The organism is Streptomyces sp. NBC_01013 (assembly GCF_045162765.1).
Taxonomy (GTDB): domain Bacteria; phylum Actinomycetota; class Actinomycetes; order Streptomycetales; family Streptomycetaceae; genus Streptomyces.
Genome location: NZ_CP108687.1, coordinates 4,766,480 through 4,781,728, shown reverse-complemented (window position 1 = coordinate 4,781,728; position 15,249 = coordinate 4,766,480). Strand labels below are relative to the sequence as shown.

General features: G+C 65.1%; 11 protein-coding genes and 3 rRNA genes. 1 reads left to right on the top strand and 13 read right to left on the bottom strand.

What is annotated here, in order from left to right:
* Positions 1-11: 11 nt before the first annotated feature.
* From OG538_RS20760 to OG538_RS20705, 12 genes are all read right to left on the bottom strand, one after another.
* Positions 12-1,040: a lysophospholipid acyltransferase family protein gene (locus tag OG538_RS20760; protein WP_406095711.1), complete on the bottom strand. Its 1,029-nt coding sequence runs from the start codon at positions 1,038-1,040 to the stop codon at positions 12-14.
* A 15-nt stretch (positions 1,041-1,055) separates the two neighbouring features.
* Positions 1,056-2,132: an NAD-dependent epimerase/dehydratase family protein gene (locus OG538_RS20755; RefSeq protein WP_406095709.1), complete on the bottom strand. Its 1,077-nt coding sequence runs from the start codon at positions 2,130-2,132 to the stop codon at positions 1,056-1,058.
* Between the two features lie 244 nt (positions 2,133-2,376).
* Positions 2,377-2,475: a 30S ribosomal protein bS22 gene (locus OG538_RS20750; protein WP_003948845.1), complete on the bottom strand. Its 99-nt coding sequence runs from the start codon at positions 2,473-2,475 to the stop codon at positions 2,377-2,379.
* A gap of 110 nt (positions 2,476-2,585) precedes the next feature.
* Positions 2,586-2,798, bottom strand: a complete 213-nt coding sequence (locus OG538_RS20745) for a helix-turn-helix domain-containing protein (protein WP_123460011.1) — start codon at positions 2,796-2,798, stop codon at positions 2,586-2,588.
* 128 nt (positions 2,799-2,926) lie between these two features.
* Positions 2,927-3,742, bottom strand: coding sequence for a phosphatase (locus OG538_RS20740; protein ID WP_406095707.1), 816 nt, complete (start codon positions 3,740-3,742; stop codon positions 2,927-2,929).
* 100 nt (positions 3,743-3,842) lie between these two features.
* Positions 3,843-5,012, bottom strand: a complete 1,170-nt coding sequence (locus OG538_RS20735; RefSeq protein ID WP_406095705.1) for an acetoin utilization protein AcuC — start codon at positions 5,010-5,012, stop codon at positions 3,843-3,845.
* A complete protein-coding gene (locus OG538_RS20730; RefSeq protein ID WP_406095703.1) occupies positions 4,981-6,183 on the bottom strand; it encodes an MFS transporter in 1,203 nt (400 codons plus the stop codon). Before OG538_RS20730 ends, OG538_RS20735 begins: the two co-directional genes overlap by 32 nt.
* A gap of 42 nt (positions 6,184-6,225) precedes the next feature.
* Positions 6,226-6,870, bottom strand: coding sequence for an HAD family hydrolase (locus tag OG538_RS20725; protein ID WP_406095702.1), 645 nt, complete (start codon positions 6,868-6,870; stop codon positions 6,226-6,228).
* Between the two features lie 73 nt (positions 6,871-6,943).
* Positions 6,944-7,060 (bottom strand): 5S ribosomal RNA (gene rrf / locus OG538_RS20720).
* A 79-nt stretch (positions 7,061-7,139) separates the two neighbouring features.
* Positions 7,140-10,264, bottom strand: a 23S ribosomal RNA gene (locus OG538_RS20715).
* Between the two features lie 300 nt (positions 10,265-10,564).
* Positions 10,565-12,090, bottom strand: a 16S ribosomal RNA gene (locus tag OG538_RS20710).
* The 16S, 23S and 5S rRNA genes sit together here, the layout of an rRNA operon.
* A gap of 653 nt (positions 12,091-12,743) precedes the next feature.
* On the bottom strand, positions 12,744-13,766 hold the full coding sequence (locus OG538_RS20705; RefSeq protein WP_406095700.1) for a GlxA family transcriptional regulator: 1,023 nt from the start codon (positions 13,764-13,766) through the stop codon (positions 12,744-12,746).
* Between the two features lie 74 nt (positions 13,767-13,840).
* On the opposite strand from OG538_RS20705, the gene OG538_RS20700 reads away from it, so the two are divergent.
* Positions 13,841-14,425, top strand: coding sequence for a cysteine hydrolase family protein (locus OG538_RS20700; protein WP_406095698.1), 585 nt, complete (start codon positions 13,841-13,843; stop codon positions 14,423-14,425).
* Between the two features lie 11 nt (positions 14,426-14,436).
* Here OG538_RS20700 and proC read toward each other — a convergent pair whose 3' ends face one another.
* Complete coding sequence (gene proC / locus OG538_RS20695; protein WP_406095696.1) at positions 14,437-15,246, bottom strand: pyrroline-5-carboxylate reductase; 810 nt, start codon at positions 15,244-15,246, stop codon at positions 14,437-14,439.
* Positions 15,247-15,249 lie beyond the last annotated feature (3 nt).

Genomic DNA, 15,249 nt, shown 5'->3' with positions numbered 1-15,249 from the left:
CGCGGCCGGCGTCAGAAGAACACCGACCTCCGCTGCACCAGCAACTTGTACAGCGTGTGCTGAATCTGCTCCCGCACCTGATCCGTCAGGTTGAACATGAGCATCGGATCCTCCGCCGCCTCCACCGGATACCCGTCCGTGGGAATCGGCTCACCGAACTGGATCGTCCACTTCGTCGGCAACGGCACCGCCCCCAACGGCCCCAGCCAGGGAAACGTCGGCGTGATCGGGAAGTACGGGAAACCCAGCAGCCGCGCCAGCGTCTTCGCGTTGCCGATCATCGGATAGATCTCCTCCGCCCCCACGATCGAACACGGCACGATCGGCACCCCGGCCCGCAACGCCGTCGACACGAAGCCGCCCCGCCCGAAGCGCTGCAGCTTGTACCGCTCGCCGAACGGCTTGCCGACGCCCTTGAAGCCCTCCGGCATCACCCCGACCACCTCGCCCTGCCGCAGCAGCCGCTCCGCGTCCTCCGCACAGGCCAGCGTGTGCCCGGCCTTACGGGCCAACTCGTTCACCACCGGCAGCATGAAGACCAGGTCCGCGGCGAGCAGCCGCAGATGGCGCCCCGCCGGGTGGTTGTCGTGCACCGCGACCTGAAGCATCAGCCCGTCCAGCGGCAGCGTCCCCGAGTGGTTGGACACGATGAGCGCCCCGCCGTCCGACGGGATGTTCTCGATGCCCTTCACCTCGACCCGGAAGTACTTCTCGTACACCGGCCGCAGCATCGACATCAGGACCTGGTCGGTGAGCTCCTCGTCGTAACCGAACTCGTCGACCTCGTACTCGCCCGTCACCCGCCGCCGCAGGAACGCGAGCCCGCTCGCGACGCGCCGGTCCCAGCCGCCGCCTCCCGCACCCTCAGGAGCCGCCACAGCTTCCTCCAGCCCCTCCGGGGGCTGCGCGGCCGGCGGCTGCCCGGGCAGGGCGCTCACGGACCCTGTGCCCCGTCCCGAGGGCCGCCGGCGCGCGGCGCGCGGCACGCCCCCCGACCGCGAACGGTCGTCGTCGAACGGAATGACCTTGGCATCCGTCATCGTCGGTGCGCTCCTCTACCTGGCGCTCGGAGTCGGGTGTGTGTCGCCGTCGGCCCCGGTGCCCCCGGCGAACGGCAGCGCGGCCAGCCTGTCGACGGCCCGGCCCACCGCCGCGGGCGGCAGCAGCCCCGGCCCACGGCTGCGCGCGAACTCGGCGAAGGTCTCCGCCGTGGAGAACCGCGGCCAGAAGCCCAGGGTCTCGCGCATCTGGACCGTGGAGACCACCCTGCCATGGGTCAGCAGCCGGATCTGTTCCGGCGAGAAGTCCGTCATGCCGACGGTACGCAGCGCCTGCCCGACCCATCTGACCGCGGGCAGCAGCAGCGGCATCGTCGGCCGCCCCAGCCGCCGCGAGCACTGCGAGAGCAGCAGCACCCCGTCCCCCGCGATGTTGAACGTGCCGCTGTTCAGCGTCCCGCGCCGCGGCTCGCCCGAGGCGATGCCGAGGACGTCGATGACGTCGTCCTCGTGGACGAACTGGAGCCTCGGGTCGTACCCGAACACCGTCGGCAGCACCGGCAGCGACAGATAGTCGGCGAGCGGCGAGTCCGGGTCGGGGCCCAGGATGTTCGCGAACCTCAGCACACACACCGCCACGTCCGGCCTGCGGCGCGCGAATCCCCGCACGTACCCCTCGACCTCCACCGCGTCCTTCGCGAAACCCCCGCTGGGGAGCGACTTGGCCGGGGTCGTCTCGTGGAACACCGCCGGGTCACGGGGGGCGGAGCCGTACACACTCGTACTGGACTTCACCACCATCCGCCGGACGGACGGAGACTTCTGGCAGGCACCCAGCAACTGCATGGTGCCGATGACGTTGGTCTCCTTGACGGTGGTACGCCCCTGCGCGCCGAGCGCCTTGCCGCTGACGTCCAGGTGCACGACCGTGTCGACCGCGTGCTCGGCCAGCACTCTGGCGATGGCGGGCTGGCGGATGTCCGCGCGGACGAAGACCGCGTCGCCCAACTGGTGCCCGGGCGCGACCGCGTCGACCGCGATCACCCGGTCCACGCCGGGATCGCGCTGGATGCGCCGCACGAAGCGCCCGCCCAGCTGCCGGGCCGCTCCCGTGACGAGCACGACCTTCCCCAAGATCAGCGCCTTCCGTCGGTCTCCCGTGAGGTGAGTGGAAGGGGCACCCGCGAAAGGGCACTCCCCCGGTCGTCACCGTAGCGGGTGGATGTTGCCCTGTGGCGCCTGCGCGGCGGCCTTCTCCCGCGTCTTGGCCCGAATGTGTGCACCCGCCGCCCATACCGCCGCGTACCGGGCCCGCACAGCACCGCAGCCCTCCCGCCTCATCGGCGAAAGGGCTGCGGATTTCACGAACTGCGTTCGCTTACTTCTTGTTGCGACGCTGAACGCGCGTGCGCTTGAGCAGCTTGCGGTGCTTCTTCTTGGCCATCCGCTTACGCCGCTTCTTGATAACAGAGCCCACGACTACCCTCGCTCACTTCTTCTTCACTGGTGCGGGGCGTCTGGGCCCACACGACCTACGTCGGCCTAGCCTACCCGCCACCGCGTGAGGTACGTAATCCGAGGGGAATGTCAGGCCGTCCCCACCCCCACGAAGGACTCGCGGAGATACTCGTGAACCGCTTGCTCCGGCACCCGGAAGGACCTGCCCACCCGGATCGCCGGCAGATGACCACTGTGCACCAAGCGGTACACGGTCATCTTCGACACTCGCATGACCGAGGCGACTTCCGCCACGGTCAGAAACTTGACCTCGTTCAGAGGCCTCTCGCTGTCAGCAGCCATGACCCACCTGTACCTTCCGCACGAGACGCGCACCGGCTTCCCCTCCGGTGACTCTTCGTCGTTGTGCGCTCACTCCCCAGATTAGGGGCGGGTGATGCGAGTGGGGAAGAGGAGAGACGATCGGCCGCCTACTGTGACAGACACGCCCGATTGAGTACATAGCGTGTCAGCGGCAGGTAGTACGCGGATCGCACGGCGTCGTCGAGCGGAACGGCGACCGCCACCCGGCCCTCCGCCTCCCCGACGAACAGCGCCGGGTCGTCCGTGTCGGCCAGGCCGATCGCCTCGATGCCCAGCTGACCTGCCCCGCAGACCCAGCCGTGGTCCCCCACGACGAGTTCCGGCAGCGGCCCCCGGGCATCCGCGGCAGCCTCCAGGGCCACCCTCAGCGGCAGCGGCGAGTGGGTGTGTGCGCCGGTGCCACCGCCGGGCGCCCGCACGCCGGGTTCGCGCACCAGCGCAACTCCCCGTACGTAGTCGAGGTGGTACGTGCGTACGCCGAACCGGGTCGTTATGTCGATACGTCGCCCCTGCGCGGGGGTGAGTACGGTGCACCCCACCGCCGACAACGCGTCTGCCAGTGCCGCGTAGAAGCCGAGCAGACGGTGCGGATGGCCCGTCCCGAACAGCACCGGCGCCCGCCGCACCGCGGCATCCGACAACCGCTCCGCAAAGGCCTCCAGCCCCGCCACCGTCCGCTCGGGATCGATCACATCGGGACCCGAGACATGCGCGGGATCGTCCGAGACCCCGCACTTGTCGGCCATGAGCCGCAGCAGGTCCCGTTCCCCCCACACCCGTCCGGGATCGAGTCCGAGCGTCACCCGCGGATCCCGGGCCGCGAACAGCCGATAGCTTCGCAGGCTCACTTCCCGCGAGGTGGCCACGGGCCCGGCCAGCCGGGCCGCCAGCAGATGCGCACGCAGCGCTCCGGTGCTCAACACCCGGCCGATGCTGCCCCACCCATGGCGCTCAGGAGCCAAAACCCGGATTACGCCCCACAGTTGGCGTAATCCGCAGCCCCACCCGCCCCCCGACCAGGCGTCAGGTCAGCAGCCCCCGCAACGGAAACGCCGCACGCCTGGTCGCCAGCACGGCCTGGTCCAGCCGGTCCGCAGGGTCGTAACCGTCCTCCCACGCCTTCCACGACGGAGTGCGCCCGTCCGTCATGCGGGCCGGCCCGAGCTGCCGGGTCCGGGCGTAGACCTCGTCCCGCCACGACGACGGGATCACCGACTCCGGGTCCACCGGCGCGTGCGCGGCGATCCCCACCAGATGCGTCCAGGAACGCGGCACCACGTCCACCACCGCGTAACCGCCCCCGCCGAGGGCCACCCAGCGCCCCTGCGCGTACTCGTGCGCCAAGTCGTGACAGGCCGCCATCACGGCCCGCTGTGCGTCCAGGGACACCGCGAGATGAGCCAGCGGGTCCTCGAAGTGCGTATCGGCCCCGTGCTGCGTCACCAGCACCTGCGGCCGGAAGTCCGCCAGCAGCTCCGGCACCACCGAGTGGAACGCCCGCAGCCACCCCGCGTCCCCCGTACCGGCCGGCAGCGCCACATTGACCGCACCACCCTCACCCGCCCCTGCACCGGTCTCCTCCGGCCACCCCGTCTGCGGGAAGAGCGTGCGCGGGTGCTCGTGCAGCGAGACCGTCAGCACGCGCGGGTCCTCCCAGAACGCCGTCTGTACGCCGTCCCCGTGGTGCACGTCCACATCGACGTACGCGACCCGCTCCGCCCCCAGCTCCAGCAGTCGCGCGATCGCCAGCGCCGGATCGTTGTAGATGCAGAAACCCGCAGCCGCGCCCGGCATGGCGTGATGGAGCCCCCCGGTGAAGTTCACGGCGTGTCCGGTCTCACCCCGCCACACGGCCTCGGCGGCGGCCACCGACTGCCCGGCGATCAGCGCCGACACCTCGTGCATCCCGGCGAACGCCGGATCGTCCGTCGTCCCGATCCCGTAGCTCTGGTCCGCGGCCCGCGGATCGGCCGAGGCCGCCCGTACGGCCGCCACGTAGTCCGGCCGGTGCACGAGCCGCAGCGTCGAGTCCCCGGCCGCCTTGGCCGCCACCACGTCCACCGCCCGGTCGAGACCGAACGCCCGCACCAGGCCCATGGTCAGGGCGAGCCTGACCGGGTCCATGGGATGACTGTCCCCGAAGTCGTATCCCGTTACTGCGTCATCCCACATCAACTGTGCGCGGCCGCTCATGCCCGCCACCGTATCGGGCAGGCTCCGCGCCGAACGACTTGGCATACACCAGCGTCGCGAGCACCAGCACCATCGGTACGAGCATCGCACCCCGGTAGCTCCACGCGTCCCCGAGCGCCCCCACCAGGGGCGATCCCACGAGGAATCCCACGTAGTTGAAGATGTTCAGCCGGGCGATGGCGGAGTCGCTCGCCCCGGGGAACATCCGCCCCGCGGCCGCGAACGTCTGCGGCACGACCACACAGAGCCCGAGGCCGAGCATGGTGAACCCGAGCATCCCCACCCATGCGCCACCGGCCAGGGCCACCACCCCGAACCCGGCCGCGGCCAGGACACTCCCCGACCGCACTACGGCCACGGCACCGAACCGCCGCACCCCGAAGTCGCCGACGGCCCGCCCCAGCAACGTCGTCACCATGTAGACGTTGTACGGCACGGTCGAAAGCTGCTCCGAGCTCCCCAGCACGTCCTGCAGATACTTCGCACTCCAGTTGGAGACGGTCGAATCCCCGATGTACGCGAAGCACATCACCAGGCACAGCGGCATCAGCAGCTTGAAGGAGACCGACCCGGCCTTACCCCTCGCCTCACCTTGGAGTTCCTCCTCCTGCTTCCCCTCGACGTACCACCGGCTCCCGATGAAGGCGACGGGCAGCAGCACCACCACCGCCGGAAGGTACGAGACCAGCAGCGACAGATCCCAGTGAGCCCCGGCCCACGCCATGGACGCCCCGGCGATCCCGCCCAGGCTGAACGCGGCGTGGAAGCCGAGCATGATGGAGCGCCCGTACGCCCGCTGGAGGCTGACGCCCATCATGTTCATGGAGGCGTCCAGGGCACCGACGGCCAGCCCGAACACACCGAGCGCCAGGGCCGCTTCCCACACTTCGCTCCCGGCCCCGACCCCGAGCAGCGCCAGCAGCACGAGCGGCTGGGCCCAGCGCAGAACCACCCTCGGCCGTACCCGCGCGACCACCTTCTCGGTGACCACGCTGCCCACACCGGCCAGGATCGGCACGGCTGCGAGGAACACGGGCAGCAGGCCGTCGGATATCCCGTACCGGTCCTGGATCGCGGGGATCCGGGTGACGAGGAGAGCGAAGGTGACGCCCTGCACGAAGAAGCTCAACGCAAGGGAGGCTCTGCCGTGCCGCAAACGTGCATCTGTCATGTGCGCGAGCGTAGGGCCAGTCTCTACCCATGGGTAGAGACGTCAGGCAAGCAATTCCCGCAGTTGTCCCATGTCGGAGAAATGGCCGCTCACCCCGGCCAGCCGGTCTGCGGGCATCATCGACGTGAAGCCGTACACGTCCATGCCCGCGGCCCTGGCTGCCTCGACCCCGAGCGGACTGTCCTCGACGACGACGCACCGTTCGGGGGCCACCCCCATCCTCTCGGCGGCAAGGAGGAACAGGTCGGGCGCCGGCTTCCCGCGGCCCACATCCTCCGCCGAGAAGATCCACTCCTCCTCGAACCACTGGTCGAGCCCGGTCTTGCGGTGACTGACCCGGATCCGTTCGTGGCTGCTGGACGAGGCGACGCAGTAGGGGATCCCGTCGGCGACGAGTCCCCCCAGCACATCCTCCACGCCGGGGACGGGTTCCAGCTCGCGCTGGAACGCGGCGAAGATGCGGGAGTGGAGCGTGTCGTCGAAGTCGGCCGGAAGCTTCTCCCCGCCGCGCTCCTCGACGAGGTCGTGCACCCGGTGCACGGCTGATCCCATGTAGTCGCGAAGGGATTCCTCGTACGAGGTGGGGTGTCCGAGCTCGGTGAGGTAGCCGGCCAGGATGGTGTTGGCGATCGGCTCGCTGTCCACGAGCACACCGTCGTTGTCGAAGATGACCAGTTCGTAGCGCATGCCATGACTTTAAACGGTCGGAACGCAGAAAAGCCCCGTGCCACAAGGGCACGGGGCTTAACTATCAAAAGGAGTTCGGCGGCGTCCTACTCTCCCACAGGGTCCCCCCTGCAGTACCATCGGCGCTGAAAGGCTTAGCTTCCGGGTTCGGAATGTAACCGGGCGTTTCCCTAACGCAATGACCACCGAAACACTATGAAATTAACCAACACCGGAACAAAACACGGCCGTTCGTTATTTCAGAACTAACACAGTGGACGCGAGCAACTGAGGACAAGCCCTCGGCCTATTAGTACCAGTCAGCTCCACCCGTTACCGGGCTTCCACATCTGGCCTATCAACCCAGTCGTCTACTGGGAGCCTTAACCCTTCAAGAGGGTGGGAATACTCATCTCGAAGCAGGCTTCCCGCTTAGATGCTTTCAGCGGTTATCCTTTCCGAACGTAGCCAACCAGCCATGCCCTTGGCAGGACAACTGGCACACCAGAGGTTCGTCCGTCCCGGTCCTCTCGTACTAGGGACAGCCCTTCTCAATATTCCTACGCGCACAGCGGATAGGGACCGAACTGTCTCACGACGTTCTAAACCCAGCTCGCGTACCGCTTTAATGGGCGAACAGCCCAACCCTTGGGACCGACTCCAGCCCCAGGATGCGACGAGCCGACATCGAGGTGCCAAACCATCCCGTCGATATGGACTCTTGGGGAAGATCAGCCTGTTATCCCCGGGGTACCTTTTATCCGTTGAGCGACAGCGCTTCCACAAGCCACTGCCGGATCACTAGTCCCGACTTTCGTCCCTGCTCGACCCGTCGGTCTCACAGTCAAGCTCCCTTGTGCACTTACACTCAACACCTGATTGCCAACCAGGCTGAGGGAACCTTTGGGCGCCTCCGTTACTCTTTAGGAGGCAACCGCCCCAGTTAAACTACCCATCAGACACTGTCCCTGATCCGGATCACGGACCCAGGTTAGACATCCAGCACGACCAGAGTGGTATTTCAACGACGACTCCACAACCACTGGCGTGGCCGCTTCAAAGTCTCCCACCTATCCTACACAAGCCGAACCGAACACCAATATCAAACTATAGTAAAGGTCCCGGGGTCTTTCCGTCCTGCTGCGCGAAACGAGCATCTTTACTCGTAGTGCAATTTCACCGGGCCTATGGTTGAGACAGTCGAGAAGTCGTTACGCCATTCGTGCAGGTCGGAACTTACCCGACAAGGAATTTCGCTACCTTAGGATGGTTATAGTTACCACCGCCGTTTACTGGCGCTTAAGTTCTCAGCTTCGCCGACCCGAAAGTCAGCTAACCGGTCCCCTTAACGTTCCAGCACCGGGCAGGCGTCAGTCCGTATACATCGCCTTACGGCTTCGCACGGACCTGTGTTTTTAGTAAACAGTCGCTTCTCGCTGGTCTCTGCGGCCACCCCCAGCTCAGGAAGCAAGTTCCCTCACCAGTGATGGCCCCCCTTCTCCCGAAGTTACGGGGGCATTTTGCCGAGTTCCTTAACCATAGTTCACCCGAACGCCTCGGTATTCTCTACCTGACCACCTGAGTCGGTTTAGGGTACGGGCCGCCATGAAACTCGCTAGAGGCTTTTCTCGACAGCATAGGATCATCCACTTCACCACAATCGGCTCGGCATCAGGTCTCAGCCTTAATGTGTGACGGATTTACCTACCACACGGCCTACACCCTTACCCCGGGACTACCACCGCCCGGGCTGGACTACCTTCCTGCGTCACCCCATCGCTTACCTAGTACAAGTCTGGTTCGTCGGCTCCACCACTACCCTCAACTCCGAAGAGATCGGGCCGGCTTCACGGACTTAGCATCGCCTGATTCAGTATTGGGCGTTTCAAAGCGGGTACCGGAATATCAACCGGTTGTCCATCGACTACGCCTGTCGGCCTCGCCTTAGGTCCCGACTTACCCTGGGCAGATCAGCTTGACCCAGGAACCCTTAGTCAATCGGCGCACACGTTTCTCACGTGTGTATCGCTACTCATGCCTGCATTCTCACTCGTGAACCGTCCACAACTCGCTTCCGCGGCTGCTTCACCCGGCACACGACGCTCCCCTACCCATCCACACAGGCGTTGGCCCTATATGTGTGAATGACACGACTTCGGCGGTACGCTTGAGCCCCGCTACATTGTCGGCGCGGAATCACTTGACCAGTGAGCTATTACGCACTCTTTCAAGGGTGGCTGCTTCTAAGCCAACCTCCTGGTTGTCTCTGCGACTCCACATCCTTTCCCACTTAGCGTACGCTTAGGGGCCTTAGTCGATGCTCTGGGCTGTTTCCCTCTCGACCATGGAGCTTATCCCCCACAGTCTCACTGCCGTGCTCTCACTTACCGGCATTCGGAGTTTGGCTAAGGTCAGTAACCCGGTAGGGCCCATCGCCTATCCAGTGCTCTACCTCCGGCAAGAAACACACGACGCTGCACCTAAATGCATTTCGGGGAGAACCAGCTATCACGGAGTTTGATTGGCCTTTCACCCCTAACCACAGGTCATCCCCCAGGTTTTCAACCCTGGTGGGTTCGGTCCTCCACGAAGTCTTACCTCCGCTTCAACCTGCCCATGGCTAGATCACTCCGCTTCGGGTCTTGAGCGCGCTACTAAATCGCCCTATTCGGACTCGCTTTCGCTACGGCTTCCCCACACGGGTTAACCTCGCAACACACCGCAAACTCGCAGGCTCATTCTTCAAAAGGCACGCAGTCACGACTGCATGTGCAAGCACACACAGCGACGCTCCCACGGCTTGTAGGCACACGGTTTCAGGTACTATTTCACTCCGCTCCCGCGGTACTTTTCACCATTCCCTCACGGTACTATCCGCTATCGGTCACCAGGGAATATTTAGGCTTAACGGGTGGTCCCGCCAGATTCACACGGGATTTCTCGGGCCCCGTGCTACTTGGGTGTCTCTTAAACGAGCCGTTAATGTTTCAGCTACGGGGGTCTTACCCTCTACGCCGGACCTTTCGCATGTCCTTCGCCTACATCAACGGTTTCTGACTCGTCTCACGGCCGGCAGACCGTGAAAAAGAGATCCCACAACCCCGCATGCGCAACCCCTGCCGGGTATCACACGCATACGGTTTGGCCTGATCCAGTTTCGCTCGCCACTACTCCCGGAATCACGGTTGTTTTCTCTTCCTGAGGGTACTGAGATGTTTCACTTCCCCTCGTTCCCTCCACACTGCCTATGTGTTCAGCAGCGGGTGACAGCCCATGACGACTGCCGGGTTTCCCCATTCGGACACCCCCGGATCAAAGCTTGGTTGACAGCTCCCCGGGGCCTATCGTGGCCTCCCACGTCCTTCATCGGTTCCTGGTGCCAAGGCATCCACCGTGCGCCCTTAAAAACTTGGCCACAGATGCTCGCGTCCACTGTGCAGTTCTCAAACAACGACCAGCCACCCATCACCCCACCCTTACAGGCGAGTTCACTGGGGCCGGCAACCGAAGGACGACCATGACGGCCGTACCTTCAGATACCCAACAGCGTGCCCGACACAGTCAACTCGTTTACGCGTTCCACGCCGAAGCAGTACTTACGAAAACCAGCCAACCGTGCCGAATAGTCAACGTTCCACCCATGAGCAACCAGCACCGAACATTCGCCGGTGTACTGGCCTCTGACCGAGCGGACTCGGTAAGAAGTGCTCCTTAGAAAGGAGGTGATCCAGCCGCACCTTCCGGTACGGCTACCTTGTTACGACTTCGTCCCAATCGCCAGTCCCACCTTCGACAGCTCCCTCCCACAAGGGGTTGGGCCACCGGCTTCGGGTGTTACCGACTTTCGTGACGTGACGGGCGGTGTGTACAAGGCCCGGGAACGTATTCACCGCAGCAATGCTGATCTGCGATTACTAGCAACTCCGACTTCATGGGGTCGAGTTGCAGACCCCAATCCGAACTGAGACCGGCTTTTTGAGATTCGCTCCGCCTCGCGGCATCGCAGCTCATTGTACCGGCCATTGTAGCACGTGTGCAGCCCAAGACATAAGGGGCATGATGACTTGACGTCGTCCCCACCTTCCTCCGAGTTGACCCCGGCAGTCTCCTGTGAGTCCCCATCACCCCGAAGGGCATGCTGGCAACACAGAACAAGGGTTGCGCTCGTTGCGGGACTTAACCCAACATCTCACGACACGAGCTGACGACAGCCATGCACCACCTGTATACCGACCACAAGGGGGGCACCATCTCTGATGCTTTCCGGTATATGTCAAGCCTTGGTAAGGTTCTTCGCGTTGCGTCGAATTAAGCCACATGCTCCGCTGCTTGTGCGGGCCCCCGTCAATTCCTTTGAGTTTTAGCCTTGCGGCCGTACTCCCCAGGCGGGGAACTTAATGCGTTAGCTGCGGCACCGACGACGTGGAATGTCGCCAACACCTAGTTCCCAACGTTTACGGCGTGGACTACCAGGGTATCTAATCCTGTTCGCTCCCCACGCTTTCGCTCCTCAGCGTCAGTAATGGCCCAGAGATCCGCCTTCGCCACCGGTGTTCCTCCTGATATCTGCGCATTTCACCGCTACACCAGGAATTCCGATCTCCCCTACCACACTCTAGCCTGCCCGTATCGACTGCAGACCCGGGGTTAAGCCCCGGGCTTTCACAACCGACGCAACAAGCCGCCTACGAGCTCTTTACGCCCAATAATTCCGGACAACGCTTGCGCCCTACGTATTACCGCGGCTGCTGGCACGTAGTTAGCCGGCGCTTCTTCTGCAGGTACCGTCACTTTCGCTTCTTCCCTGCTGAAAGAGGTTTACAACCCGAAGGCCGTCATCCCTCACGCGGCGTCGCTGCATCAGGCTTTCGCCCATTGTGCAATATTCCCCACTGCTGCCTCCCGTAGGAGTCTGGGCCGTGTCTCAGTCCCAGTGTGGCCGGTCGCCCTCTCAGGCCGGCTACCCGTCGTCGCCTTGGTAGGCCATTACCCCACCAACTAGCTGATAGGCCGCGGGCTCATCCTTCACCGCCGGAGCTTTTAACCTTCCCCCATGAGAGGGAAAGTGTTATCCGGTATTAGACCCCGTTTCCAGGGCTTGTCCCAGAGTGAAGGGCAGATTGCCCACGTGTTACTCACCCGTTCGCCACTAATCCACCCCGAAAGGCTTCATCGTTCGACTTGCATGTGTTAAGCACGCCGCCAGCGTTCGTCCTGAGCCAGGATCAAACTCTCCGTGAATGTTTTCCCGTAATCGGGTAGACACCACGAGAGCGGGACAACCAGGTCGGAATATGACCGGTCATCCACTATGTCCTCGCTGTGTGCATTGCCTACCAGGCCAGAGACCTGCTAGGACTTTTCAAAGGAACCTCGAACCTGCCGAAGCAGGTCGGGGTATCAACATATCTGGCGTTGACTTTTGGCACGCTGTTGAGTTCTCAAGGAACGGACGCTTCCTTTGTACTCACCCTCAGAACATTTTCTGGGGCTTTCCTCTGGGCGCTTCCCTTCGGTCTTGCGTTTCCGACTTTATCAGACTCTTTCGTGTCCGATTCCCGGTCGAAGCGGGTTTCGCATTTTCGCTTTCCAGTTCTTCGCTTTCGCGCTTTCCCTTTCCGGCGAGTCCGACTCTATCAGATCCTTTCGGGCCTGATTCCCAGTCAGCGGGGCTTGTCCTCCCGGCTGTTGGGCCGTTCCGACGAGTGAGACGTTAGCGGAATCCAGGGCCCCGACGCTAATCGGGGTCGCGTTCCTTCGAACACGGATTCCTCATTTCGCCCAAGCGCACGCAGAGGCAGACGACAGACGTCGCTTGCTCGTTGTGGTTGTTGCGGAATGGCTGTCCGGGGACCGACCGGGGTCGGCGCTCACGTCGGACAACTCGGAGCACACTACGGATGCGGAGGGGGTGTGTCAACCCCGGTCCTCGCCGGGGCGCGGTGGAAGGCGAGTCGGTAGTCGCGGGGGCTGGTGCCCAGGTGGGTGGCGAAGTGCTGGCGCATGGTGATCTCACTGCCGAACCCGGTGCGGCGGGCAACCTCCGGCAAGGGGAGATCGGTGCGCTCCAGCAGCTTCTGAGCTGCGGCGATGCGTTGGGCGATCAGCCAGCGCAGCGGCGTGGTGCCGGTGCTCGCCTGGAAGTGACGGGCGAAGGAGCGTGGAGACATGCCGGCCCGCGCGGCCAGATCGGCCACCGTGTGCGGATCCGCCAGACGGGTCAGGGCGAAGGTGCGCACGGCGGCGAGCGAGTCCGCGTCGCGGTCGGTGTGCGGCGTGGGGTGCTCGATGAACTGAGCCTGTGTGCCGGTACGGAACGGGGCCGTGACCATCGAGCGCGCGATCGTCGCCGCGGCCTCTGCTCCATGGACCGTCCGTACGAGATGGAGGCAGAGGTCGATCCCGGCCGCTGTGCCGGCGGACGTCCACAGGTTGTCGTCATGGACGAACAGCGCGTCCGGCACCACGGTCACTGCGGGGTGGTGGGTGCGCAGGAGGTCCGTGAGGTTCCAGTGGGTGACAGCTCGACGGCCGTCCAGGAGGCCCGCCTGAGCCAGGGTGAAGGCGCCTCCGCAGAGCGCCGCGATCGGCGTGGCGCGGGCATGGGCGCGGCGCAGGGCCTCGAGGACCGGTTCGGGTGCCGGTGTCACGTGGTCGTCGAGCCCCGGGACGACGATCAGATCCGCCCGGGCCAGCCAGCTCAACGTGCGGTCGGGGGTCAGGGAGAGGCCCCCGCGCAACGGGATGGCGGCAGCGCTGGACGCGGTGCGGCGCAGGACGAAGGACGGGACGCCGCGGTCCGTACGGTCCACGCCCCACACCTCCGTGATGACGGAGACGTCGAACGCCCGGACCCCGGGAAAGGACACGAGGGCGATCCGGGAGGGGGCGCGGGGAGTGACCTCGGACGGGGGCATGGTGGCAGTAAATCATCGATCGATGGCTTTCTGACCTCTGGGCGGTCAGGTGGCCGGACGGCAGGATCAGGGCCATGGATATCGCGGAGAACGCAGCACTGGTCGTGGTGGACGTACAGGTCGGTTTCGATGAGGAGGCGTACTGGGGGCCGCGGAACAATCCCGCGGCGGAGGAGAACATCGCCGGGCTGATCGACGTCTGGCAGTCCAGCGGGCGGCCGGTCGTGTTCGTACGGCATGACTCGCCCAAGCCCGATTCCCCCTTGCGGGTGGGGTATCCCGGCAATGACTTCCAGCCGTACGTGGAGGAGCGACGGGGGAAGGGCAGCGGGCCCGAGCTCTTTCTGACGAAGAGCGTGAACTCGGCGTTCTACGGGACTCCGGATCTGGGCGCGTGGCTGAGTGGCGCCGGGGTGCGGCAGATCGTGGTGGCCGGGATCCAGACCAATATGTGCGCGGAGACGACGGCGCGGATGGCGGGGAACCTGGGTTACGAGGTGTTCTTCGCGCTCGATGCCACGTACACCTTCGACGGGAAGGGCCCGTGGGGCTGGACGCTGGGCGCGGAGGAGCTGGCGCGTGCCACCGCCGTGTCGCTGCACGGCGGTGGCTTCGCGAAGGTGGTGCGCAGTGCGGAGCTGATCGCTGCCGCGGAGTAGAGCGGGATGGGTCAGCCGTTGCCCGAGGCGAGCTCGCGGCTGCGATCGCGGGCGGCTTCGAGGGCCGCGATGAGGGCGGCGCGTACGCCGTGGTTCTCCAGTTCGCGGATGGCGCTGATCGTCGTGCCGGCCGGGCTGGTGACGGCCTCGCGGAGCTTGACCGGGTGCTCGCCACTGTCGCGGAGCATCACGGCGGCGCCGATGGCTGCCTGCACGATGAGGTCGTGGGCCTGGGCGCGGGGCAGGCCGAGCAGGATGCCCGCGTCCGTCATGGCCTCGACGAGGAAGTAGAAGTAGGCGGGGCCCGAGCCGGAGAGTGCCGTGGCCGCGTCCTGCTGGGACTCGGGGACGCGCAGGGTCTTGCCGACGCCTCCGAAGATCTCCTCGGTGGTGGCGAGGTGATCGGTGGTGGCGTGGCTGCCCGCGGAGATGACGGACATGCCCTCGTCGACGAGGACGGGGGTGTTCGGCATCACGCGGACCACCGGGGTGCCCGCGGTGAGGCGCTCCTCGATGGAGGCGGTGGTGATGCCGGCCGCGGCGCTGATGACGAGGCGGTCGGCGGTGAGGTGTGCGGAGAGTTCGTCCAGGAGGCGGCCCATGTCCTGGGGCTTGACCGCCAGGATGAGGATGTCGGCGCGCTTGGCGGCCTCGGCGTTGGTGACCGCGTCGACGCCGTAGCGGTCGCGGAGCTCCGCGGCCCGCTCCGAGCGGCGGGTGGTGACCAGCAGGTTCCCAGGGCGCCAGCCGGCCCGGATCATGCCGCTGAGCAGGGCCTCGCCGATCTTTCCGGTGCCGAGGACTGCAACTGTCTGGGTCATGCG

Bases quoted from the DNA above. Each gene is read 5' to 3' on its own strand.
- OG538_RS20760 (WP_406095711.1), bottom strand. From the start codon at position 1,040: ATGACGGATGCCAAGGTCATTCCGTTCGACGACGACCGTTCGCGGTCG.
- OG538_RS20745 (WP_123460011.1), bottom strand. From the start codon at position 2,798: ATGGCTGCTGACAGCGAGAGGCCTCTGAACGAGGTCAAGTTTCTGACC.
- OG538_RS20735 (WP_406095705.1), bottom strand. From the start codon at position 5,012: ATGAGCGGCCGCGCACAGTTGATGTGGGATGACGCAGTAACGGGATAC.
- OG538_RS20730 (WP_406095703.1), bottom strand. From the start codon at position 6,183: ATGACAGATGCACGTTTGCGGCACGGCAGAGCCTCCCTTGCGTTGAGC.
- OG538_RS20725 (WP_406095702.1), bottom strand. From the start codon at position 6,870: ATGCGCTACGAACTGGTCATCTTCGACAACGACGGTGTGCTCGTGGAC.
- OG538_RS20705 (WP_406095700.1), bottom strand. From the start codon at position 13,766: ATGCCCCCGTCCGAGGTCACTCCCCGCGCCCCCTCCCGGATCGCCCTC.
- OG538_RS20700 (WP_406095698.1), top strand. From the start codon at position 13,841: ATGGATATCGCGGAGAACGCAGCACTGGTCGTGGTGGACGTACAGGTC.
- proC (WP_406095696.1), bottom strand. From the start codon at position 15,246: ATGACCCAGACAGTTGCAGTCCTCGGCACCGGAAAGATCGGCGAGGCC.